23 protein-coding genes are annotated in these 21,815 nt (G+C 70.4%); 19 read left to right on the top strand and 4 right to left on the bottom strand.

Annotated elements, in window-relative coordinates; translation table 11 throughout:
- Positions 1-121: 121 nt before the first annotated feature.
- A complete protein-coding gene (locus D3230_RS13710) occupies positions 122-817 on the bottom strand; it encodes an SDR family oxidoreductase (protein ID WP_420029043.1) in 696 nt (231 codons plus the stop codon).
- Between the two features lie 53 nt (positions 818-870).
- Positions 871-1,686 carry a helix-turn-helix domain-containing protein gene (locus D3230_RS13715; RefSeq protein ID WP_202345602.1) on the bottom strand — a complete coding sequence of 272 codons (816 nt, stop codon included), beginning with the start codon at positions 1,684-1,686 and terminating at the stop codon, positions 871-873.
- 80 nt (positions 1,687-1,766) lie between these two features.
- Between D3230_RS13715 and D3230_RS13720 the strand changes: the two genes are divergently transcribed.
- Entirely contained in the window at positions 1,767-2,270 is a 504-nt protein-coding gene (locus tag D3230_RS13720; RefSeq protein WP_202345603.1) for a VOC family protein, read from the top strand.
- Between the two features lie 18 nt (positions 2,271-2,288).
- On the opposite strand, the gene D3230_RS13725 is transcribed toward D3230_RS13720, so the two are convergent.
- Entirely contained in the window at positions 2,289-2,852 is a 564-nt protein-coding gene (locus D3230_RS13725; protein WP_202345604.1) for a helix-turn-helix domain-containing protein, read from the bottom strand.
- 65 nt (positions 2,853-2,917) lie between these two features.
- On the opposite strand from D3230_RS13725, the gene D3230_RS13730 reads away from it, so the two are divergent.
- The 6 genes from D3230_RS13730 (at position 2,918) to D3230_RS13755 (ending at position 8,633) form a co-directional block, all read left to right on the top strand.
- Positions 2,918-3,871 carry an NAD(P)/FAD-dependent oxidoreductase gene (locus tag D3230_RS13730; RefSeq protein ID WP_202345605.1) on the top strand — a complete coding sequence of 318 codons (954 nt, stop codon included), beginning with the start codon at positions 2,918-2,920 and terminating at the stop codon, positions 3,869-3,871.
- Entirely contained in the window at positions 3,868-4,554 is a 687-nt protein-coding gene (locus tag D3230_RS13735) for a class I SAM-dependent methyltransferase (protein ID WP_202345606.1), read from the top strand. The genes D3230_RS13730 and D3230_RS13735 overlap by 4 nt, the downstream gene beginning before the upstream one ends.
- A 151-nt stretch (positions 4,555-4,705) precedes the next feature.
- Positions 4,706-5,377 carry a SipW-dependent-type signal peptide-containing protein gene (locus tag D3230_RS13740; RefSeq protein WP_202345607.1) on the top strand — a complete coding sequence of 224 codons (672 nt, stop codon included), beginning with the start codon at positions 4,706-4,708 and terminating at the stop codon, positions 5,375-5,377.
- Between the two features lie 78 nt (positions 5,378-5,455).
- Complete coding sequence (locus tag D3230_RS13745) at positions 5,456-5,977, top strand: S24/S26 family peptidase (protein WP_202345608.1); 522 nt, start codon at positions 5,456-5,458, stop codon at positions 5,975-5,977.
- Entirely contained in the window at positions 5,974-6,795 is an 822-nt protein-coding gene (locus D3230_RS13750; protein ID WP_202345609.1) for a hypothetical protein, read from the top strand. The genes D3230_RS13745 and D3230_RS13750 overlap by 4 nt, the downstream gene beginning before the upstream one ends.
- A complete protein-coding gene (locus D3230_RS13755) occupies positions 6,792-8,633 on the top strand; it encodes a choice-of-anchor G family protein (RefSeq protein WP_202345610.1) in 1,842 nt (613 codons plus the stop codon). Before D3230_RS13750 ends, D3230_RS13755 begins: the two co-directional genes overlap by 4 nt.
- Before the next feature lie 76 nt (positions 8,634-8,709).
- Here the strand turns inward: D3230_RS13755 and aspS are convergent, their stop codons facing one another.
- Entirely contained in the window at positions 8,710-10,053 is a 1,344-nt protein-coding gene (aspS, locus tag D3230_RS13760; protein ID WP_202345611.1) for an aspartate--tRNA(Asn) ligase, read from the bottom strand.
- A 164-nt stretch (positions 10,054-10,217) separates the two neighbouring features.
- Here aspS and D3230_RS13765 point away from each other — a divergent pair, with 164 nt between their 5' ends.
- The 12 genes from D3230_RS13765 to D3230_RS13820 all read left to right on the top strand — a co-directional run bounded on the left by D3230_RS13765 (position 10,218) and on the right by D3230_RS13820 (position 21,780).
- Complete coding sequence (locus D3230_RS13765) at positions 10,218-11,099, top strand: transporter substrate-binding domain-containing protein (protein WP_202345612.1); 882 nt, start codon at positions 10,218-10,220, stop codon at positions 11,097-11,099.
- A 17-nt stretch (positions 11,100-11,116) separates the two neighbouring features.
- Positions 11,117-11,887, top strand: coding sequence for an ABC transporter permease subunit (locus tag D3230_RS13770; protein WP_202345613.1), 771 nt, complete (start codon positions 11,117-11,119; stop codon positions 11,885-11,887).
- Positions 11,884-12,645 carry an amino acid ABC transporter ATP-binding protein gene (locus D3230_RS13775; protein ID WP_202345614.1) on the top strand — a complete coding sequence of 254 codons (762 nt, stop codon included), beginning with the start codon at positions 11,884-11,886 and terminating at the stop codon, positions 12,643-12,645. The genes D3230_RS13770 and D3230_RS13775 overlap by 4 nt, the downstream gene beginning before the upstream one ends.
- Positions 12,646-12,662: 17 nt before the next feature.
- Positions 12,663-13,733: an LLM class flavin-dependent oxidoreductase gene (locus D3230_RS13780; protein ID WP_202345615.1), complete on the top strand. Its 1,071-nt coding sequence runs from the start codon at positions 12,663-12,665 to the stop codon at positions 13,731-13,733.
- A complete protein-coding gene (locus D3230_RS13785) occupies positions 13,730-14,284 on the top strand; it encodes a GNAT family N-acetyltransferase (RefSeq protein WP_202345616.1) in 555 nt (184 codons plus the stop codon). Before D3230_RS13780 ends, D3230_RS13785 begins: the two co-directional genes overlap by 4 nt.
- 35 nt (positions 14,285-14,319) lie before the next feature.
- Positions 14,320-15,252 carry a MurR/RpiR family transcriptional regulator gene (locus D3230_RS13790; RefSeq protein WP_202345617.1) on the top strand — a complete coding sequence of 311 codons (933 nt, stop codon included), beginning with the start codon at positions 14,320-14,322 and terminating at the stop codon, positions 15,250-15,252.
- A gap of 156 nt (positions 15,253-15,408) precedes the next feature.
- Positions 15,409-16,590, top strand: a complete 1,182-nt coding sequence (locus tag D3230_RS13795) for an ATP-binding cassette domain-containing protein (RefSeq protein ID WP_202345618.1) — start codon at positions 15,409-15,411, stop codon at positions 16,588-16,590.
- Positions 16,591-16,658: 68 nt separating this feature from the next.
- Entirely contained in the window at positions 16,659-18,017 is a 1,359-nt protein-coding gene (locus D3230_RS13800; RefSeq protein ID WP_202345619.1) for an extracellular solute-binding protein, read from the top strand.
- A gap of 54 nt (positions 18,018-18,071) precedes the next feature.
- Positions 18,072-18,851, top strand: a complete 780-nt coding sequence (locus D3230_RS13805) for a tyrosine-protein phosphatase (RefSeq protein ID WP_202345620.1) — start codon at positions 18,072-18,074, stop codon at positions 18,849-18,851.
- Positions 18,852-18,885: 34 nt separating this feature from the next.
- Positions 18,886-19,779: a phosphodiesterase gene (locus tag D3230_RS13810; protein ID WP_202345621.1), complete on the top strand. Its 894-nt coding sequence runs from the start codon at positions 18,886-18,888 to the stop codon at positions 19,777-19,779.
- Positions 19,780-19,818: 39 nt separating this feature from the next.
- Positions 19,819-20,811, top strand: coding sequence for a carbohydrate ABC transporter permease (locus D3230_RS13815; protein ID WP_337249193.1), 993 nt, complete (start codon positions 19,819-19,821; stop codon positions 20,809-20,811).
- Between the two features lie 66 nt (positions 20,812-20,877).
- A complete protein-coding gene (locus tag D3230_RS13820; protein WP_202345622.1) occupies positions 20,878-21,780 on the top strand; it encodes a carbohydrate ABC transporter permease in 903 nt (300 codons plus the stop codon).
- The last annotated feature ends 35 nt before the right edge of the window (positions 21,781-21,815 follow it).

A 21,815-nucleotide genomic window follows, 5' to 3' on the forward strand; every position in this document is an offset into this window, starting at 1 on the left:
AGCACGCGATCTAGCACCTGCTGCCCGTGAAGAAAGTGCGAAATTGCGTGCTCGGCGGGGAATGGGGAGAGGGAAAAGGGGGGAGCCGGGAGTAAGGCAGGGCAGAGCCAGGGGCAAGTCCCTAGATGCGGTGCAACTCCCGGCGCGGGCGGACCGCAACGTCGGTGAGCTGGACGTCGGCGGGGGCGTCGACCACGAAGCGCACCGCGCGGGCCACCGAGCTCGGCTGCACGTAGTGCTCGGGACGGTACGCGTCCGCGGGGATCAGCCCGCGCAGCATCTCGGTGTCGGTCTGACCCGGTGCCACGGTCGCGACGCGGAGCAAGTGCGGTTCCTCGTCGATGCGCAGCACGTCGGCGAGGCCGCGCAACGCATGCTTGCTCGCGGTATAGACGGCGCTGCCCGCGGCCGGCTGCGTGCCCGCGCCGGATCCGATGAACACGACCGTGCCGCGGGCGGCGCGCAGCAGGGGAAGCGCCAGTCGCGTGAGCGTCGCGGGCGCGGTCACGTTGACCGCGAAGTGCGCGTCCCAGTCGGCCGGTGACGCCGCCTCGACCCCGAGGGAACGCGCGATCGCGGCGGCGTGCACGATCACGTCGAGCCGATCGAGCTCCGCGACCCGGCGCGCGAGCGCGGCCTCGTCGGTGACATCGAGCTGCCACACCTCACCGCCCGTGTCGGCGGCCACGGCGGCCAGTCGCTCGGCGTTGCGGCCCACCAGGATCACGCGGTGGGTGCGGCGAAGTTCCCGCGCGATCTCGGCCCCCATGCCGCCAGAGGCCCCGGTGATCAGCGCAGTCTGGCGGGAATCGGACACGGACATCTCCTCGGGATCGGCGTGCGGCGCAGGAGATCCTGGCCGCTCGCCCTTCAGCCTACGCCCCGCACTCGGGCGCGGTACTCGCTCGGGGTGAGCCCCAGCACGGCCCGGAACTCCGTGGCGAAGTGCGCGTGGTCGGCGTAGCCCAGCTCGGTCGCCAGCGCGGCGAGCCCCGAGCCCGGTCCGGCCGCGCCGTCGTGCCGCAGCCGCTCCGCCGCTTCCTGCAGGCGCCTGCGGCGGATCATCGAGTGCAGGGACAACCCGAAGCATCGCTGCGCCGTGCGCTGCAGCGTGCGGGCCGAGGCGTGGAGCCGTGCGGGGAGTTGGTCGGTTCGGGTGAGCGTCGGATCGGCGAGCGCATCGGCGAGCGCGTTTGCCAGCCGGCCCGCGGCGTCCGCCGGCGGGACGGCGGAGGCCAGCCAGGCGGAGACCAAGGCCACGGCGTCCGCGCGCCGCGCGTCGTCGGTCTGCGCCCGAGCCTCCATCGCCGTGGTGACCGCGGCGTGCAGGAGTGCTGCTGAGGCCGGTGCCGCCGCGTCGCGCAGGGCCGCGGGATCCGGCAGCAGTGCGGGCACCGCGGCGGGGCGCAGCAGCGCGCCGACCGCCCAGCCGGACCCGGTCAGCACGCGCTCGGAGCGCCGCGTGGGCGGGCCGACAATGGTCACCCCCGCGGGCTCGACCACGAGGTTGCACGCAGGGAACGGCAGGATCTCCTGTCGGGATTCGACGCCCGCGGGAAGCGACCACTCGGGGATCCAGAACCACCTCACGCGATCCGCCAGTTCGGGTGGCGGGGCGATCCGATGAAAGGTGGGAAGCCGCTCCGGGTAGAGCACGCCGCGCCGGTTCGTGGGGTCCTCGCCCATGTCACCCCTCTCGCCCGGTGGGTCCCGCGGTTGGCGCGAATCTGCAAGCGCGGACCGCACGCCGATTTTACGCTGGGGGCATGACGACTCCCGAGCATCGCGCCGCACACGGCGCCCACACGACCCACGGCCGCCCGAACGGGGCCTCCTCCCTCACGCCGTTCCTCGCGATCCCGGGCGCGAACGACGCGATCGCGTTCTACCGCGACATCTTCGGTGCCCGCGTCGTGGACGTCACCGAGATGGGCGGACGCGTGGTTCATGCCGAGCTCGCCTTCGAGGTGGGCCACCTGCAGCTCGGCGAGCCGGTGCCGGATTTTCACCTGGTCGCGGCACCCGAGGGGGAGAGCGACTGCTACTCGATGGGGATCTACGTTCCCGATGTGGACGCGGTGGTGGATCGCGCGCTCGCCGCCGGGGCGACGCTTCGCGAGCCCGTCAGCAACTTCGTCTCGGGGGACCGCTACGCGAGCGTCCGGGATCCGTTCGGGGTGCGCTGGTCGATCATGACCCGGGTTGAGGACCTCTCGGAGGAGGAGAGCGCCGCCCGCGTGCAGGCATGGAGCGCCGCGGCGGGCGGGTAGTTCCCCGCACGCGCGGAGTTAGTTCACTCCCTCGGGCACGGTGTGCAGGTGCAGCCGCTCGCCGGCCGCGTTGAAGATGCTGATCACCTCGGTGCGGGTGTCGCCGTCGGTGCGCATGCGGTGCGGGATCGCGGTGTCGAATTCGGCGGCCTCGCCGCTGCCCAGTACGAGGGTCTGCTCGCCGAGGTCGAGGCGGAGCGCCCCGGAGAGAACGTAGAGCCACTCGTGTCCGTCGTGCACCTGCTGTGGGCGTTCCGGCGCGTCCGGGTGGTACGTGATCTTGAATGCGCGCACTTCGGACGCCTCGCGGGTGAGGGGCGCGATCGTCAGCCCGTCCCGGGTGACGGGGGTGCGGCGCACGCGCGGATCTGGGTCCTGCGGCGTGAGGAGGTCGTCGATGCGGATCCCGAGCTGCCGGGTGAGGGGAAGGAGCAGTTCGAGGCTGGCCTGGCGCTTGCCCGATTCGAGCCGGGAGAGCGTGCTGGCCGACAGCCCGGCCCGGCTCGCGAGCTCGTCGAGGGTCCAGCCGCGATGCTGCCGGGCGGCGCGAAGCCGCGGTCCCAGGTGTGTGAGTTCGTCCACGTCCCCCCCTTGCCAATTCTGCAAACTTGATTGCGATTATCGCACAAGTTGCGCACGATGAGAACATGACAGACACACACGTTGACGCGGTCGTACTGGGTGCCGGGGCCGCGGGGCTCAGCGCCGCCCAGGCCCTCGGCCGCTCGCTCCGCCGCACCCTGGTCATCGACGCGGGCGCGCCCCGCAACCGCTTCGCCGCGCACATGCACAACGTGCTCGGCCTCGACGGGACACCCCCGCTCGAGCTGGTCGCCCGCGGCCGCGCCGAGGCCGAAGCCTACGGCGTCGAGTTTGTCGAGGGCACCGTCGCGGCGGTCACCGGGGACGGCGATCTGACGCTCGAGCTCGCGCCGGATCCGGACGGCACGGTGCGCCGCATCGAGACCCGGGCGCTCATCGTCGCGACCGGCGCGAGCGACACCCTCCCCGACATCCCGGGACTCGCCGACTACTGGGGGAGCACCGTGCTGCACTGCCCCTACTGCCACGGCTGGGAAGTGCGCGGCTCGCGCCTCGCGGTGCTCGCCGCGTCACCACTCGCCCTGCACCAGGCGACACTGGTGCGGCAGTGGAGCGAGCGGTTGACCCTCTTCAGTGCCGCGCTCGGCGAACTCGAGCCGGACGTCGCTCACGCACTCCAGGCCCGCGGCACCGTGATCGAGCAGAACCCCGTCGCGGAGGTGCTCGGGGACGGCACCCGCGTCACCGGCATCCGCACCGCCGACGGGGTCGTGCACGAGATCGACGCGATCTTCACCATGGGGGCGGTCACCCCGCACGACGGCTTCCTCGCGGGACTCGCGCTCGAGCGCACGGACACTCCCGTGGGGAACTTCCTCGCGGTCGACCCGGGCGGGCGCACGAGCCACCCCCGGATCTGGGCGGCCGGAAACGTGGTGAACCCGATGGCCACGGTCCCCATCGCGATGGGCGCGGGCGCGCAGGCCGGGGGAGCGGCGAATTACGCCCTCGTGGAACTCGACGTTGCGGACGCGCTCGCCGCCGGAGGTGCGGCATGAGTGCTCAGGGATCCGAGACGCCGAAGGCGTTCTGGGAAGAGCGATACTCGGGGAGCGAGCGCGTGTGGTCGGGGCGGGTCAACGCGACCCTCGCCGCGATCGTCGAGTCGCTCCCGGTGGGCCGGTCCCTGGATCTGGGGTGCGGCGAGGGCGGCGACGTGCTGTGGCTCGCCCAGCGCGGCTGGGACGCGACCGGGGTCGACCTGTCCGAGACCGCGATTGCCCGTGCGACGCGCACGGCCGCGGCGCACGGGCTCGGCTCCGCGAGCTTCGTCGCCGCGGATCTCGCGGACTGGGCTCAAGGCGCGGAGAGCGTCGAATATGACCTGATCACCGCCAGCTTCTTCCAGTCTCCCGTTGCGCTGCCGCGGGCGCAGATCCTGCGGGCCGCGGGACACCGCGTGGCGCCCGGCGGGCACCTGGTGCTCGTGGCGCACGCCGCTCCGCCCAGCTGGGCCGCGCACGAGCACGGCGGCGCCGGCGGGCGCGGCCACGGTCCGCAGGACTTCCCGTCGCCGGAGTCCGAGCTCGCGGCGCTCGCGCTGGACCCGGCACGCTGGGAGGTGCTCGCTGCCGACGTCCGCGAACGGGTCACGACGGCTCCGAACGGTTCGCCCGCGACGCTGCTCGACTCGGTTGTTGTGGCACGGCGACGTGAAGCCACTCCGGAGCCTCTTGTCTGAGTGTCAGCTGAGTGTTACTCTCCCAATCACCCGGCAGTGACGGCGGGGGAACGCTCCCGCGCAGTGTCGGTCCGCACTGGGCATCATCACCGCACGATCCGAGACGGTCGGACGGATCCGCCCTGCGGAACAACCAGGGGGAGAACGAACCATGCAGACCACACAGCGGCCGTCAGGTCGGACCCGGAAAATTGCCGCGATCGCGGCGGGTGCTCTTGTCGTTGGCCTCGGGGCCACCTATACCCTCGCGTCGTGGAACGACTCCGAGTGGGTCTGGGGCGGCGCGGACGGCGACCCGAACGTGGGAACGAGCACGTTCAACGTGCAGCAGAACACCTCGGTTCCCTACGTGGGGACCGCCTGGGGCGACTTCGAGGTGAACCCGGGTGATGAGCTGACGTTCACGGCGGGGGCCTTGACGCTCTCGCCGAGCGACACGATCTACGCGCCGGTCGCGTTGCGGACCGGCACGGACTCCGTGGCCGGCGACGTGGAGCTTCAGGGGGCCGTCGCCGCGGCCGGAATCACCGCGTCGGACGCGGGGGACCAGCTGTGGAACGCGATTCGCGCCACGGTCTACACCGCCGCGGGCGCCACACCGCCGGCGGCGTGCACGGCCGCTGGCGTGGGCGATGCCGCGTGGACCGCGATCGTCACGAACGCGCCGCTGAGTACCGTCGCGAGCGGGGAGCAAACGCTCAGCGCGGAGGCCGGATCGACGCAGCACTACTGCTTCGCGCTGACCCTGCCCGCGGGGTCGCCGGACACGCTCCAGGGACGCACCATTGCCCCCGCGTGGGAGTTCGCCGCCACCTCCAACTAGGGCGGTCGTGCGGTCGGATCCGCGAGGGTGACCTCCGGATCCTGCAGCGGTCGGGCCTGAGCGGGGAGGGGGAAACGCATGGCGCGACGGGGTTTCGCGATTCTCGGGACCACGGTGCTGGGTGCTGCGGTCGTCGCGCTCGCGGCCTGGGGCATCCTCGCGATGACCGTCGGCGCGACGCTCGTCGTGTTCCGCACGGGCTCGATGGCTCCGGCGATCCCGCAGGGCGCACTGGCGGTGTCGTTCCCCGTCGCGGCCGCGGAGATCCGCGTGGGCGATGTCGTCACGGTGCAGCGGGCCGACGCGGAGCTCCCCGTGTCGCACCGCGTCGTCGAGGTGCGCGCGGGGGCCGATGCAACCGTGGCACCGGCGATCCCGCGTGACGCCCGCGAACTCGTTCTGCAGGGGGACGCGAACGCGCAGCCGGATCTGCGGCCCGCGGTCGTGCGGGAGGCTCGGCGGGTCGTGTGGTCCGTGCCCGGTGCGGGCACGGCGTTGATGATGGTGCAGAGCCCCATCGGCCTCGGCGTCATGGTGCTGGGTGCGGGCGCGCTCACCACCTGGGCGTTCTGGCCACGGCGCACGGGGGTGCCCGCGTGAGCGCCGTGCGGTCCCCGCGAGCCCGGGTCGCCGCGTGGGCGCTCCTGGTGGCCTCCCTCGTCGCGCTGGCCGGGGGCGCTGCGCTGGGTGCCGACCGGGCCTGGGCCACGTACCGCGCGCTGACCGAGACCGGCCGTCCGGGATATCTCATGCTCAGCGTGGACGATCGCACGCCCACGTGGGCCACGCTGGCACCGGGCGAATCCACGCAGTGGCTGGTCCGCGCCGATCTCGCCGGGGCGGCTGAGGGGCGGCTCGCGCTCGAACTCGACGCCCAGGGCCGGCTCGTGTCCGTCGGCGGGTTGACGGCGGGGGTGGTCTCCTGTGCGCGGCCGTTCAGCGGCGCGCCCGGCGCGCTCACGTGTGCACCGGGCGCGGTCACCGTGCTGCCGCCGACCGCCCTGCGGGATCTCGACCCGCGCCGGGCGCAGGTGTCGCTCGCCGCGTTGCGGGCCGACACCCCACGTCACCTCCTGGTGACGATCGCCGTGCCGGCCGAGGCTTCGCGGACCGAGATTGCCGGCACCGTCGCCCGCGTGGGCCTGGGGCTGCACGCGAGCGGGGAATCCTCCGGGCGGCCGCCGACACCGGTGCCACCCACACCCGTGCCACCCACACCCGTGCCGCCGACACCCGTGCCGCCGACCGTGCCGTCGACGGCGCCGGCCGCACCCCGAGCCGAGGGCGCGGAACGACTGAGCGTCACCGGCGCGGACCTGCGTGCCCTCGGGCTGCTCGCCGCGGGGCTGCTCGGCTGCGGCGCGGCGATCGCGCTCGGGCGATGGCGCACGCGATCGGCGTCGGGAGGGCCGTCGTGACGCGCCGTCGAGCGTTGACGCGTCGCCGCGGCGTGCGGCTGGCCGTCGCGAGCGCCGTCGCGGCCTGCGCGCTCCTCGTGCAGGGGGTCGGGGTCACGAACGCGAGCTGGACCGATCCCGAGTGGGACCGGGGCACGATTGGGACGACCGACTGCGGCCCCGCGGCGACGGGGATCGCGAGCCGAGGCGAGGGCCGCGTGCTCAGCGGCGCGATCCTCGGGGCCGATCTGGACACGCTGCTCGCGGCGCGCGGGGTGTCCGTGACCAACACCGGCAGCCGCGACAGGCACACGCCGTCGTCGGCGCAGCCCGTTCCCGGAAGTCCGCAGGGGTGGGCCGATCCCCTGAATGTCGCGCTGCTCAACGACGCGCTTGCCCTCGAACTGACGAGCGCCCTGCAACTGCCCCTCGGTGCGGGAACCGGCGCTGCCGGGCAATTCGGCCAGGCCGAGAACCGGGGCCGGGCGGCCGCTGCGTCCGGGTACCTGACGAGCGGCGGCGGCATCAACCTCGATGGCGCGCCGGCAGGCTACCCGAACCTCGCCACCCTGCGGCTGTCGCAGGTGCTGGGGTCCTTGAATCACCCGCTGGGCACGCTGATCCCCGGGATCACCGATGTGTCGCTGACGGCGGGCGCGGTGGCGGGGCGGGCGGATCTGGACGCCTGCGATGCCGCCTGGACCGGGCTGCGCAGCGGGGCCTCGGGCAACCTCTCACGGAACTACCTGACGTCGCATCTGTCGCTCGACCTGACCTCGCCCACCGTGGGGGCGCTCGTGACCGGCGTCACGAACACCGTCACCACCCTGGAAACCACGGTGAATGGGATCGCGGGCAATGCGGGGGTGACCAACGCCATCGCGTCGGGCGTGACCGGGCTCCTGAACGGATTGATCGGGGGCAATAGTAGCTCGCTGAGCCTGGGCAACATCACCGTCGGTCCGGTGACCGCAACGGTCAACACAGCACCGCTGCGCACCTTCATCGCGGCGCCGTTCGGCGACCCCGGGGGGATCCTCACCGTGCGCCCTGGCAACGGCACGATCAGCGTGAACACCACCGCGCTGCTCGCGGCCGCATACCCGGGGAGCTACGGGAACGGGCTGAACGGCCTCGCACCCAACACGAACCCGCTCGCGGATCCCGCGGTGCTGACGACGCTCACGAATGTGCTCACGCAGACGCTCAGCGCCTGGGTCGCGTCCGTCAATACGATGCTCACCCAGACGATCAACGGGATCGCGGTGAATGCCGCCGTGGTGATCGACCTGCGGGCGAAGCTTCTCATCACGCCCTGGATTCACATCGGCACGATTCAGGCGAGCACCTCCGGTACGCTCGCGCAACTCCTGACCCCGGGCAACACCTCGACGACCGCCTCCCTCACGCTGTTGAAAGACCTGGGGCTGGTCGCGGATCTCGTCAACGGGCTCCTCAAACCCGTGCTGAACAGCCTCGTGACGGGCCTCATCGGCGGGCTCGGTGGCGTGGTGGGGAATGCGATCGAGGCGGTGCTCGGGACGCTGCGGGTGCTCCCGGTCGCGGTGTCGGCGTTGGCGACCCCCATTATCACCGCGGTGACCACGCTGTATAGCCGGCTGTTCCTCTCCGGCATTGTCGCGCTCACCGTCAACGCCCAAAACGATCCCTTCACGGGCGGCCCCGAACCCCCGGATTGGGCCGCCCTGCCCACGGGGCGCTACGACGTGGCTGCCCTGCGCATCGGGGTGCTCGATGCCCTGGGCGGACTGGGCGTGCGGCTGTATCTCGGCCGCGCCTCGGTCGGTCCTGGGTGTACGGCTGCGCAGGCTGCGGGCGGCGGCTGCGCGGGGTACTAGCCGGCCGGACGCACGAACGCCTCGGCCCTCCTGCTCGGTGTGAGCGGGAGGGCCGAGGCGGTGCCGAATCGGACCGTTACGGGGTGAGCCGGTTCGGGCCGCGGAAGAGGTACGTGACCTCGCGGATCGAGGACTGCTCGAGCATCAGCATCAGCACGCGGTTCAAGCCCATGCCGAAGCCGCCGTGGGGCGGGACGCCATAGCGGAAGAAGTCGAGGTAGAAGCTGAGCTCGGCCGGGTCCATGCCCTTGTCGCGGGCCTGCGCCTCGAGCACCTCGATGCGGTGTTCGCGCTGCGCGCCCGTCGAGATCTCGGTGCCCCGGTAGATGAGGTCGTAGCTCTTCGTGAGGTTCGCGTCGTCCTCGTGGCGCATGTGGTAGAACGGCCGGATCGAGGAGTCGTAATCCGTGAGGAACACGAAATCGCTGCCGTGTTCTTCCTTGGCCCACGCCGCGATCTGGCGCTCGCCCTCGGGGTCCATATCGGCGTCGGCGCGGGGGACCTCGTAGCCGCGGGCCTTGACGAGCTCCTTCGCCTCGGCGAGGGGAATGCGCGGGAACGGGCGGGCGGGCACGGTGATCTCGATGCCGAAGAGCTTCTGCACCTCTGCGCCGTGCTTCTCCTGCACCGCGGTGAGGCCCGCGACGATGAGCTCCTCGTGGAGCTCCATGACGTCCTCGTGGGAATCGATCCAGCTCAGCTCCGTGTCGATCGAGGTGAACTCGGTCGCGTGGCGCGAGGTGAAGGAGTGGTCCGCGCGGAAGGCGGGGCCCACCTCGAAGATGCCGCCGAAGCCGGCGGCCTGCGCCATCTGCTTGAAGAACTGGGGGCTCTGGGCCAGGAACGCCTGGCCTTCGAAGTACTCGACCTCGAAGAGCTCGGCGCGCGACTCGGACGCCGAGGCCATGAGCTTCGGGGTCTGGATCTCGATGAAACCGCGATCCACCCAGACGTTGCGCAGGGCGTGGAGGAAGGTGGTCTGGATGCGGAACACGAGGTTCTGCTCCGGGCGGCGGAGGTCGAGGAAGCGCCAGTCGAGGCGCACGTCGATGTTCGAGTCGTCGGCGACCGGGTTGTCGGGGAGCGACTTCGTGACGACCTCGATGGTCTCGATCTGAATCTCGACGCCGCCGAGCTTCACGCGCTCGTTGTGCTGCAGCTCGCCCACGACGGTGACGAAGGTGCCGTGCGTGAGCTCGGAGATCGTGGTGGTGCGGGGCACCAGAATGTCGGAGCGCGGATTCTCGGGATCGGCCTCGCGCAGCACGCCGCCGTTGACCAGCTGGACCGCTCCGGACTCGTCGCGGAGCACCACGAACTGGACGTAGCGCTGATCGCGCACCTTCTCTACCCAGCCGGAAACGCGCACGGTTCCGTCTTCGCGTGCGGCCAGGTCCTTGATTAATACGCGCTCAGTCACCCCCACAGTCTAGCCGTGCTGCGGAGTCGTTCCCGGCGAGGGTGACGTGTCTCGATTTACATAAGCTGTAATAATGTGTCACATTATTTGGGGTGATGTGTTCGGTTTCCTACGCTGGCACCACTGCCCGGGGATCTCCCGGAACCAACGCAAAGGACACGCTTATGGCACGCATCGCTCGCACCACCCTCCTCGTCGGCGCCCTCGCCGCGCTCGCGATGGGGGCGAGCGGCTGCGCCGCGAGCACGCCGGCGGCCGAGGCCTCGGGGACCGGGGCGGACGCGGCGCAGACCCTCGTCGTTGCGACCGGCGCCTCGCCGCGCCCCTTCACCTTCCTGGACGACAACGACGAGCTGACGGGCTACGACATCGAGATCCTGAAGCTCGTGGACGAGGCGCTGCCGGATCTGGAGTTCGAGTTCCAGGTGGCCGAGTTCCCCGCGCTGTTCGCGGGGCTCGACTCCGGCCGGTTCAACATCGTCGCGAACAATCTCTCCGCCACGGAGGAGCGGCGCGAGAAGTACGCCTTCAGCGACCCCTACATCGAGGCGCAGTTCGGGCTCGCGCTGCCCGCAGACTCGGAGCTCGCGACGGCCACCTCGATCAGTGATCTCGCGGGGAAGCGGACCTACGGGGAGCCGGGGCTCAACTTCACGAAGATCCTCGAGGCATACAACGACGCGAACCCGGACGCCCCGATCCAGATCGAATACACGGAGCTTGATCTCCAGTCCCAGTACACGCAGCTCGCGACTGGAGGCGTGGACTTCATCTTCAACGACAAGGTCGTCTACACCGGGTACAGCGAGGGGCTGCCCCTGGACTTTGTGCAGCTCGACGGCGCCCAGCTCGTTGCGGACTTCGGCACGAACCTGTTCTCGGCGTACGCGATCTCCAAGCAGACGCCGGAGGTCGACCGGGTCGTCGAGCAGATCAACGGCGCGCTCGCGGACCTCGCCGCGGACGGCACGCTCACGGCGCTGAGCGAGGAGTTCTTCGACGGTCTGGATGTGTCGCCGAAGACGGCACCCGCCGACGCCAAGTAGAGCGGGCACCGCACCCCGTGGACACCATCATTGATTTCCCGGCGATCGGGCAATACGCGCTCGATCTGCTGCCCTACATCCCGATCACGCTCGCGCTCAGCATCGTCGCGACGGTGCTGGGCACGGGCCTCGGGCTGGGGATCGCGCTCATCAAGCTGGCGCGCGTGCCGGTGCTGAGCCAGCTCAGCGCGATCCTCGTCTCGTACCTGCGCGGGACTCCGCCGATCGTGCAGCTGCTGCTCAATGTGAACGCGGTGCCGATCGCGGTGCTCTACATCAACCACGCGTTCGGCACGAGCTGGAATGCGCTCGCGCTCTCACCGTTCCTCGTCGCGGCGCTCACGTTTGCGCTCATCGAGGCCGCCTACAGTTCCGAGACGATTCGCGCCGCGCTGCTCTCGGTGGATCCGAAAGAGGTGGAGGCCGCGCACGCGCTCGGCATGACTCCGTGGCAGACGCTGCGCCGGGTCACCGTGCCCAACGCCACCGTGGTCGCGTTTCCGACCCTGGTGAACCACTTCATCGGCATGTTGAAGCAGTCGTCGCTCGCGTTCGTCGTGTCGATCGTGGAGATCACGGCGTACGCGAAGATCCTGGGCGGCCGCGACTACCGCTTCTTCGAGGCGTACCTGGCGACGGCCATCATCTACTGGGCGCTCACCGTGATCGTGGAGCAGATCGCCCGCCGGGTGGAACGGGCGCTGGCGCGGCCACGCGTTCCCGCCGCGGGCCGCCGCGCGCGCCGCGCCGCGGTCTCCGCGCGGCCCGCGACGGGGGTGACCGCATGATCGCGCTCGAACAGCTCTCGAAGTCGTTCGGTGATCGGGTCATCCTCGACGGGCTCGACCTCGAATTCGTTGACGGTGGCGTGACCGCGATCGTGGGCCCCTCCGGTGCGGGGAAATCCACCCTGCTGCGTTCCGTGAACCTGCTGGAGCGGCCAGACGCAGGCCGGATCGTGGTGGACGATCTCACGGTCGACGCGGCACACGCGGCCCGCGCCGACGTGCTCGAACTGCGCCGCCGCACCGCCATGGTGTTCCAACAGTTTCAGCTCTTCGCCCGCAAGACCGCGCTGGAGAACGTCGCCGAGGGGCTTCGGATCGTGCGCGGCCTCGCCCGTGACGACGCGGACGTCGCGGCCCTCGCCCAGCTCGACCGGGTGGGACTCGCGGGACACGCCGCGCACTACCCCGCCCAACTCTCGGGCGGGCAGCAGCAGCGCGTGGGCATCGCCCGCGCGCTCGCCATGGAACCGCGCGTGTTGCTGCTCGACGAACCTACGAGCGCGCTGGATCCGGAACTCGTCGGGGAAGTGCTGCAGGTGATCCGTGAAATCGCCGCCGCTGGGCAGACCATGGTGATCGTCTCCCATGAAATGCACTTCGTGCGGCAGATCGCGGACCGCGTCACGTTCCTCGAGGGCGGGCGCATCGTCGCCGACGAACCGCCCGAGACCTTCTTTGGTGCCACCGCGAGCGAGCGCACCCGATCCTTCCTCCGCGAGTATCACCTCGCCCGCGGCGGCCCCGAATACCAGATTTAGAGTTCAGGAGAACACTCATGACCGTCCCCCAGGCACCCGCCCGCCCGCTGCGTTCGCTCGGCTTCATCCACCTGGTTCCGTTCGACCGGAATGATCCCGGGAAAGGACTGCGCGACGGCGTCGAGCTGTTCCGCTATGCGGAGGAACTGGGCCTCGACAGCGGCTGGGTGCGCACCCGCCACCTGCAGTACGGACTGCCCTCGCCGGCGGTGTTCTTCGCGGCCGTGGCGCAGCACACGAAGCGGCTGGGCCTGGGCAGCGCCGTGATCCCGGTGGGACACGAGAACCCCTTCCGTCTCGCTGAGGACCTGGGCACCGCCGACGCGCTCTCGGGCGGGCGCGTGCTCGCCGGGGTCAGCGTCCACCCGCCCGGGTACTCCGAGGCGACCAACGATCTCGTCCACGACGCGGGGTGGCGCGAGGAGGACTACGGCTACGGGCGGATCGAGCGGCTGCGCGAATTGCTCGACGGCCACGCCGTCCGCGAGGTGCCCGCGTACAACGGCATCGGCGGTGACATCGACTCGGAGCGCGTCGAGCCGCACAGCCCCGGGCTGGCAGGGCGGCTCTGGTACGGCGGCGGATCGCTGCGCTCGGCCGAGTGGGCGGGCCGTTCCGGCCTGAACTGGCTGGTCAGCAACATCAGCACCACCACCGACGGGGACCTCAACTTCGGCCGCGTGCAGCGCGCGCAGATCGACGCGTACCGGGCTGCGCACCCGGCCGGGGACGCCGCCCGCGCCTCGGTCGCTCGGGTGATCGTGCCGACCGACGGGGCGACCCCGGAGCAGCTCCGCAAGTACGAGGAGTACGCGGCGGCCCGCACCCCGCGCACCGAGCGCGTGCACGGCGGCAAGACGATCATCGCGCGCGACGTGCTGGGCTCCACGCAGCAGATCGTGGACTTCATCCGGGAGGACCTCGCGTTCCAGGCGGCCGACGACTACCTGTTTGAGCTCCCCTTCGAGTTCGAGCTCGCGGACTGGAAACACATTCTGCACCAGCTGGCGACGGAGATCGGGCCCGCGCTCGGGTGGCAGCCGAGCGGCGCCGGCGCTGCGGCGGATCCGGCGTGGAACGCCGCGTGAGCACCCACGACGCGCCCGCCGCAGCCGGTGCGCGCACCGAGATCCGGGTGCGGTCGGCGTCGAGCGCGGACTTCGCGGCGATCGACGCCGTGATCGACGCGGCGTACGCCCACGATTACGGCCCCCGCGCAGGCGGCACCGACCCGATGCACCGCGCCGCGGAGCGGGCCAGGGAACACGACGTGTGGATCGCCGTGGACGCGCACGGCACCACCCTGGGGAGCGTCACCACGCGGCGCCTCGGGGGTCCGCCGCTGCACGAGGACGTCGCCACCGACGAACTGGACCTCCGCCTGCTCGGGGTGTCCCCGGCGGCGCGGCGGCGCGGGGTGGCCGCGAGCCTGATGCGGGAGGTCGCGGCGCGGGCCGAGTCGCAGGGCTGGCGAGCCGTCGTGCTGAAGACCGCCCCGGACATGCGGGGCGCGCACCGTCTCTACGAAGCGCTCGGCTACGCGCGTCAGCCGGAGCGTGACGGGCTGTGGATCGGTGGCGAGAAGCTCATCGAGCTGTTCACCTACGCGCTGCCGCTGGGTGCGCCGCGGGACGCGTAACCTGCTGGTCACCCGGCACTGGTACCAACGAGGGTATGACGTTGGTGAACACGCCCCCGCTCGGGGGTACCCGAGCCCTGCTGCAGTCCTTGGCCCCCTCGCTGGTGCCGAGCGAGCGTCGTGTCGCCGAGGTGTGCATCGAGGATCCTGAATTCGCGGCAGCTGCCTCGGTGGCGGCGCTCGCGCGGCGGGCCGAAGTGTCGCCCGCGACGGTGGTGCGGGCGTGCCAAAAGCTCGGCTTCGACGGCCTGCCCCGACTCCGCGACTGCCTGCGCCGTGACCTGGGGGCCGCCGCGGTGCAGCGCACCATCGGACTCGACGGCACGCCGGAGGCTCCGGGCGGCGCGGGCGGGGCCGCCGCGGAACACCCCGTGGCGCACGTGTTCACGCGCGCGATGGCCGGCATCCAGGGGGCGCTGGGCGCGCTCGATATCGCCGCGTTCGACGCCGCGGCGGGTGCGATCCGGCACAGCGGGCGCCTCCTGATCATCGGGAACGGGGCCTCCCTGCCGTCCGCGCAGTCCGTCGCGCTGCACTTCCTCTCGAGCGGGAAAGTGTGTGAGTGCCCGGTCGACATCGTGACCCAGCACATCGCCGCCAAGCTTCTCGGCCCGGGCGACGTGTGCCTCGCGGTCAGCGACAGTGGCATGAACGCGTTCACGCTGCGATCGGCCCGGCTCGCGGCAGAGAACGGGGCGACCGTGATCGCGATCACGAGCTACGCCAAATCGGAGCTGGCGCAGATCGCGGACTACGCGCTCGTCGCGGGCGCAGACTTCCACGCGTGGAACGACAGCACGGTCACCGGCAATATCGTCCAGGTCCTCCTGCTCTCGGCCCTGCACGCCGCCGCCATCGCGCACGCCCCCGGGGCGGAGCGCGCGCAGGCGGCAACGTTCGACGAGGTGCGGTCATTGATCGCTGACACCGCCGATAGGCCGGAGGCGATCCGGCGCGGAGACGCCTAGGCGCATCGGTTTACCTCCCGGGACACGAGTGTTCGTGTAGGCGGCCATCGCCGTTCACGGTGCGGTCCTGCGGGGTTCACCTGCGCCGCGCATCCTGGAATCACGCGTTTCCTGAAGTGGGAAACCTGGGAAATTCGATTCCATGGGAGGTGGCCGGTGGCCCGGCTTGTACTCAACCAACTCACCCGCTCGTTCGGAGACGTGACCGCCGTCGACCGGATCTCGCTTGACGTGGCCGATGGGGATTTCCTCGTGCTGCTCGGGCCCTCGGGGTGCGGCAAGACCACGCTGCTGCGCATGATCGCCGGGCTGCTCGAGCCGACCGGCGGCAGCATTGAGATCGACGGCACCGACATCACCGGACTTCCGGCTCGGAAGCGGGACCTCGCGATGGTCTTCCAGAGTTATGCGCTCTACCCGCACCTGAGCGTCGCGAAGAACCTCGCGTTCCCGCTGCGCGTCCGCGGCACCGCGAAAACGGAGATCGCGGAACGAGTCAGGGTCGCGGCGGAGTCTGTGGAGATCGGGCACCTGCTCGACCGAAAGCCCAAGGAGCTCTCCGGAGGACAGCGCCAGCGCGTCGCCGTCGCACGTGCGCTGGTGCGCGAGCCACAGGCCTTCCTCATGGACGAGCCGCTGTCGAACCTCGACGCGAAACTGCGCACGGCGACCCGGCAGGAACTCGCTGCGCTGCACCGCACGCTCGGGGCCACGTTTGTCTACGTCACTCATGATCAGGTCGAGGCCATGACGATGGCGACGAAGATCGCGCTGCTCAACGGTGGACGACTCGAACAGTTCGGCAGCCCGGAGGAGCTCTACGACACTCCCAGCTCCGTGTTCGCGGCCGGCTTCCTCGGATCCCCCGCCATGAACCTCATGGACGCCAGTCTCACCACCACCGCGGGCACGATCTCGGTCTTGGCGCCGGGCATCGAAGCGATGCTGTGGCCGGGCACCACCCCGGAACGCGAGATCGTGGTCGGCGTGCGTCCCGAACACCTGCGCGTGCACGCCGGGGGCGCTCCCGCCGCGGTGCCGACCGCCGGGATCGCGCTCCGCGGCACCGTTGAACTCGTCGAAAACCTCGGCCGCGAGCAGCTCGTGCACTGCACCGTCGGTGCGCATCGGGTGACCGTCGCGTGCGACCGAGACGCGCAGTGGCGGCCGGGGGAACTCGTGGTCCTCGACGCACCCAGCGCCCACGTGCATCTCTTCGACCGCGCGAGCGGCCGTCGGCTCGAATGGCAGCCCGACGCCGCCGCGGCCCCGGCGACCGGCCCGGAACTCCCGATCGGGGCGCTCCGTCCCGGCCTCCTCGGGGCCTCACACTCCTGATCTGACTCGTTGTGCCCATTCCCGCTGTGCCCATTCCCGCTGTATCCCAGCCGCTGAAAGGTTCCCCCATGCGTATCCGCCGCCCTCTCCTTGCGACCGCGCTCGCGCTCGCCGCGGTGATCCCCCTTGCCGCCTGCTCCTCCGGCTCCGCGGCCACTGAGTCCGCCGCCAACGTCGTCCCTGAACTCGCTCCCGACGAACAGGTCGAGATCGTGTTCGAGAGCTACAACCTCACCCAGGCTGGCGTCTGGACCGACACCGTGAACCAGCTCGTCTCCGAGTTCGAGGAGGCGCACCCGAACATCACCGTGAAGGCCCAGCCCACACAGGGAGCCGCGGCTGCCGCCGGCAACTACGTCGGCAGCGTCCAAACCCAGCTGCTCGCGGGCAACCCGCCGGACGTGGCCCAGCTCACCTACGATGCGCTCGAGTACACGACCACCCAGCTCGGGGCCAAGCCGCTCGCCGATATCGTCGGCACCGAGGAGCTCGAGGCCGCCTTCGAGGGCGAGAACCCCATGCACCCGAACGCGCGGGTGCTTGCGGACTGGGAGGGCAAGACCATCGGGATGCCGTATGTGTTCTCCACCCCGGTGCTGTACTACAACGCGACCGTGCTCGAGGCGGCCGGGATCACCGGCACCCCCGATCTCAGCACCTGGGACAAGGTCGAAGAGGTCGCCCTCCAGGTGTCGCAGTCCACGGGGAAACCCGCACTCGACATCGCGTGCACCGTGAAGGGCGGCAGCTGGTGCATGCAGGGACTCTTCAAGTCGAACGGTGCCGAGGTGCTCTCGGAGGACCGCTCCACGATTGAGTTCGGATCGCCTGAAGCCGTGGCCGTGGTCGAGCGCTTCGCGGAGATGACCGAGGCGGGCGCGATGCGCAGCTCGGACGCGGCGGCGCAGATGGAGGGCCTCGTGAAGGGGGACACCGCGATGATCCTCACGACCTCCGCGCTGCAGGGCATGTTCATGCAGGGGGCCGCCGCGGGCGGCTGGACGCTTGCGGCCGCACCGATGCCCGCGTTCGCGGACCACGAGGCCGTGCCGACGAACTCCGGCTCTGCACTGTTTGTCCTCAGCGACGACCCGGCGAAGCAGCGCGCGGGCTGGGAACTCATCAAATTCCTCACGAGCGACCGGGCGTACGAGCTGATCACGAGCCAGATCGGGTACCTGCCGCTGCGTACCGGTTTGGTGGAAGAGGGCGGAGTGCTCGCCGACTGGGCCGCCGCGAACCCGCTCGCGCAGCCCAACCTGGAACAGCTCGACCGACTCCAGCCGTGGGTGTCCTACCCCGGAAACAGCTATGTCCAGGTCGATGATCTGCTCGCGACCGCGATCGAGGAGGTCGTCTACTACGGCAAGCCCGCCGCGGCCACGATGACCGAGGCCGCCGACCGCGCCCAGGAACTGATCGGCTAGGGCGCGCCCGCGCCCCTACCCGCACGCCACCGACACGAGACCCCAGGAGCATCCGTGCATCACCCCACTACAACCCCGAACGCCGGCGCGGCGATCCCGATCGAGGGCACCCACAACTTCCGCAGCACCGAGGGATACCCCGGCACTGCCGGCAGCATCCGCCCCCGCGGGCTCTTCCGCTCCGACGCGCTGCACCGGGTCAGCGCGGCCGGGAAACACCAGTTCACCGAGCAGGGCATCGTCCGTGTGATCGATCTCCGATCCGACGCGGAACTGGCGCAGGCACCCACGGTGTTCAGCGCCGCGGACGTCGAGACGATCCATCACCCGATCTTCACGGACGCGACCCCGCCCCTGGACGGTGGCTCGCTCTCCCTCGGCTCGCTCTACCGCCACATCGTCACCGAGCGGGCGGATCGGCTCGCCGCCGCCGTGCAGCTCATCGCGGACGCTCCCGCGGGCGGCGTGCTCGTGCACTGCACCGCGGGGAAGGACCGCACAGGACTCGTGGTCGCCGCGGCGCTCGCCGCCGTGGGCGTACCCCGGGAACAGATCGTCGCCGACTACGCCGCGAGCGCCGAGAACCTCGCCGGCGAATGGGCGGACGCCATGCTCGCCGGGGCGGCCGCGCAGTTCGGCAGTCTCGACGCGGACATCCAGGAACTCATCACCGGAAGCCCCGCCACCGTGATGGCCGAAACGCTCGACTTCGTGGAGCAGCGGCTCGGCGGCTTCACCGAACTGCTCGAGATGAACGGTGTCGACGCGGCAGGTCTGGATCGGCTGCGCAGCCGCCTGATCGGCCCCGCCCCGACGCCCTCGCTCGCGCACTAACGCCCTCATCATCGCGTACGAAAGGACCCCCAGCATGACCTCGCAGCACCCGCCCGTCGAACACTTCATTCTGCACCTCAGCGACACCCATTTCGTGGGTGCCGACGAGAAGCTCCACGGCGTCATCGACAGCGACGCAAACCTACGCCGCCTGTTCGAGGACTTCGCACGCTCCCAGGCCCGCCCCGACGCGATCGTCTTCACGGGTGATCTCGCCGACGCCGGGCAGGAAGACGCCTACCGCCGGCTTCGCGCCCTCGTTGAGCCCGCCGCGGCCGCCATCGGTGCGGAAGTGATCTGGGTGATGGGCAACCACGACACCCGGACCCCGTTCCGGCAGCTCCTGCTCGACTCGGACGCGGGCGAGGAGAGCGTCGACATGGTGTACGACATCCGGGGCCTCCGGATCGTCGCGCTCGACTCCACGGTGCCCGGCGCGCACCATGGGGAGATCACCGACGAACAGTACGCCTGGCTCGCGGAGGTCCTCGCCGAGCCCGCTCCGCACGGCACCCTGATCGCGCTGCACCACCCGCCCGTGCCCTCCCTCATCGGTGCCATCGAGTTCGTTGAGCTGCGCGATCAGCAGCGCTTCGCGGATGCTATCGCGGGCACCGATGTGCGCGGTGTGCTCGGTGGGCACCTCCACTTCACGACGTTTAGTGAGATTGGGGGCGTGCCCGTGTCGGTGGCCTCGGCGACCTGCTACACGCAGGACCTGAACGTCGAGCCGGGAGGCATGCGCGGCCAGGACGGGGCGCAGGGGTTCAACCTCGTGCACCTGTACAACGACCGCGTGATGCACACGGTGGTCCCGATCGGGGAGTTCTCGACCGTCTACGAGGTGACCGCCGAGCAGATGCGGGCCTTCGCCTCGATGACCGACGACGAGGCCGCCGCCGCCATGGCGCACACCGCCGAGCGATAGTCCCTCCCGCTCGCTTCGCTGACCAGATCGGATTCTCGAGTGTTCACCCCAGTACTCTCCCCGGAGGAGCAGGCGGAGGCTGCGAAGCCTGCGGCGCTCGCGGGGTCTGCGGAGGCCGCCCACGCGGCTTCCGCGGCTCCGCGGGCGGCCCGGCGCCGCTTCGCGCTGGCCCCGTACCTCTACGTGCTTCCCGCCACGGCGCTGCTCATCGTGTGGACCTACCTGCCACTCGCGCAGACCGTTGAACTGTCGTTCTTTGACTGGAACCTCATCCCCACGCAGCCGAAGCAGCCCGTCGGCTTCGCCAACTACGCCACCGTGCTGTCGCTCCCCGAGCTGCATCAGGCACTCTGGAACACCCTGATCTACACCGTCGCATTCCTCGGCGTATCGGTGGCGCTTCCGGTCATCTTCGCTCTGCTCTCGCGGCAGGTCGCAGGCCGCGCGAAGACGGTGTACCAGGCGCTCATCTTCGTCCCGTTCCTCGTGACCCCGGTGGCCACGAGCGCGATCTGGCGCTGGATGTTCGCGCCGGAAGGGGGCACGATCCCCGCGGTCGCGCGGACGCTCGGCATCGAGCTCGGGAACGTGTTTCGCGAGCCGGACTCCTCGCTCTGGGCGGTCGTGGTGATCGTCGGCTGGCAGATGCTCGGCTTCGGGGTGCTGGTCGTCTCCGCCGGGCTCGCGGGAATCAGCCCGGACTACGGCCACGCGGCCGCGACCGATGGGGCGACGGCGGCGCAGATCACGCGCCGAATCACGCTTCCGCTGCTCTCCCCGACGCTCGTGTTCCTCGGGCTCATGACGATCCTGCTTTCGGCCCAGTGGACGTTCCCCATCATCGATCTCGCGACGCAGGGCGGGCCGGGTGGGTCCTCCACGAACATCTACTATCTGCTGTACCAGTTCGGGTTCCGGAACTTCGACGCGGGACTGTCCGCGGCCGCCGGCACCGTGTTCTTCCTCGGCTTCGGGCTGATCGCGTTGCTGTTTGTCGAGCTCTCGGAACGACTGAGCTTCCATGACAACTAGCCAGCCCGGGGCAGCTGCCCGGACCCCTCACCGCCCCGTTTGCCCCGTCGCGAAGGATCCCCGCTCATGACGTTCACGCTTGTCGCCCCGCAGCACCGGGACGCACCCGCCGCCGCGGCCCCCATCGACTCCGCCACGCGGGCCCTGCGCGGTGCCCGGCGTCGGCGACGGTTCGGGAATATCCCGGCACACGTCGTCATGACGGTGCTCGCGATCATCTCGGTCTTCCCCATCTATTGGATGTTTGTGACGGCGTTCCGCCCGGCCGACGAGATGTTGTCAACGAACCCGTTCCCGGGTCCGTTCAGCCTGGAAAACTTCCAGTACGTCTGGGACACGATCCCGATCCTCGGGATGCTGGGGAACACGTTTGGGATGGCGCTCGTGCTCGCGGTCGGGCAGCTCCTCGTGGCGATCCTCGCCGCCTACGGTTTCGCGCGGTGGAGCTTCCGCGGCCAGAAGATCCTCTTCCTGCTGTTCGTGGGCTCCTGGCTCGTCCCGTTCCAGGTCACCATGATCCCGAACTACGTGCTCATCTCGAAGATGGGCCTGCTCAACACGATCCTCGGCGTCATGGTGCCACAGCTCGCCACGGCCTTCGCGGTGATGCTGCTTCGGCAGCACCTTGAGTCGTTCCCGCGCGAGCTCCTGGACGCGGCCGAGATGGATGGGCGCGGGCCGTGGCGCACGCTGTGGGAGGTGGTCGTGCCCAACCTTCGGCCTGCGCTCGCCGCGCTCGGCATCATGCTGTTCATCAATGCGTGGAACGAGTACCTGTGGCCGTCGCTGATCATGCAGCAGTCCACTGACCTCATCCAGGTCGGCATCAGAGGGTTCATGGGGGCGGAGGGCAACAACTGGGGCGCGATCATGGCCGCGAGCGCGCTCGCCTGCCTCCCGATCTTGGGCATCTATGTCTTCCTGCAGCGCTATGTCGTGGACGCCTTCGTCCGCTCCGGACTGAAATAACCCCCGGGCCACCGGGGCGGGTGCCCGGTGCCCGG

It is taken from the genome of Leucobacter chromiireducens subsp. solipictus (assembly GCF_016758195.1).
GTDB lineage: Bacteria > Actinomycetota > Actinomycetes > Actinomycetales > Microbacteriaceae > Leucobacter > Leucobacter solipictus.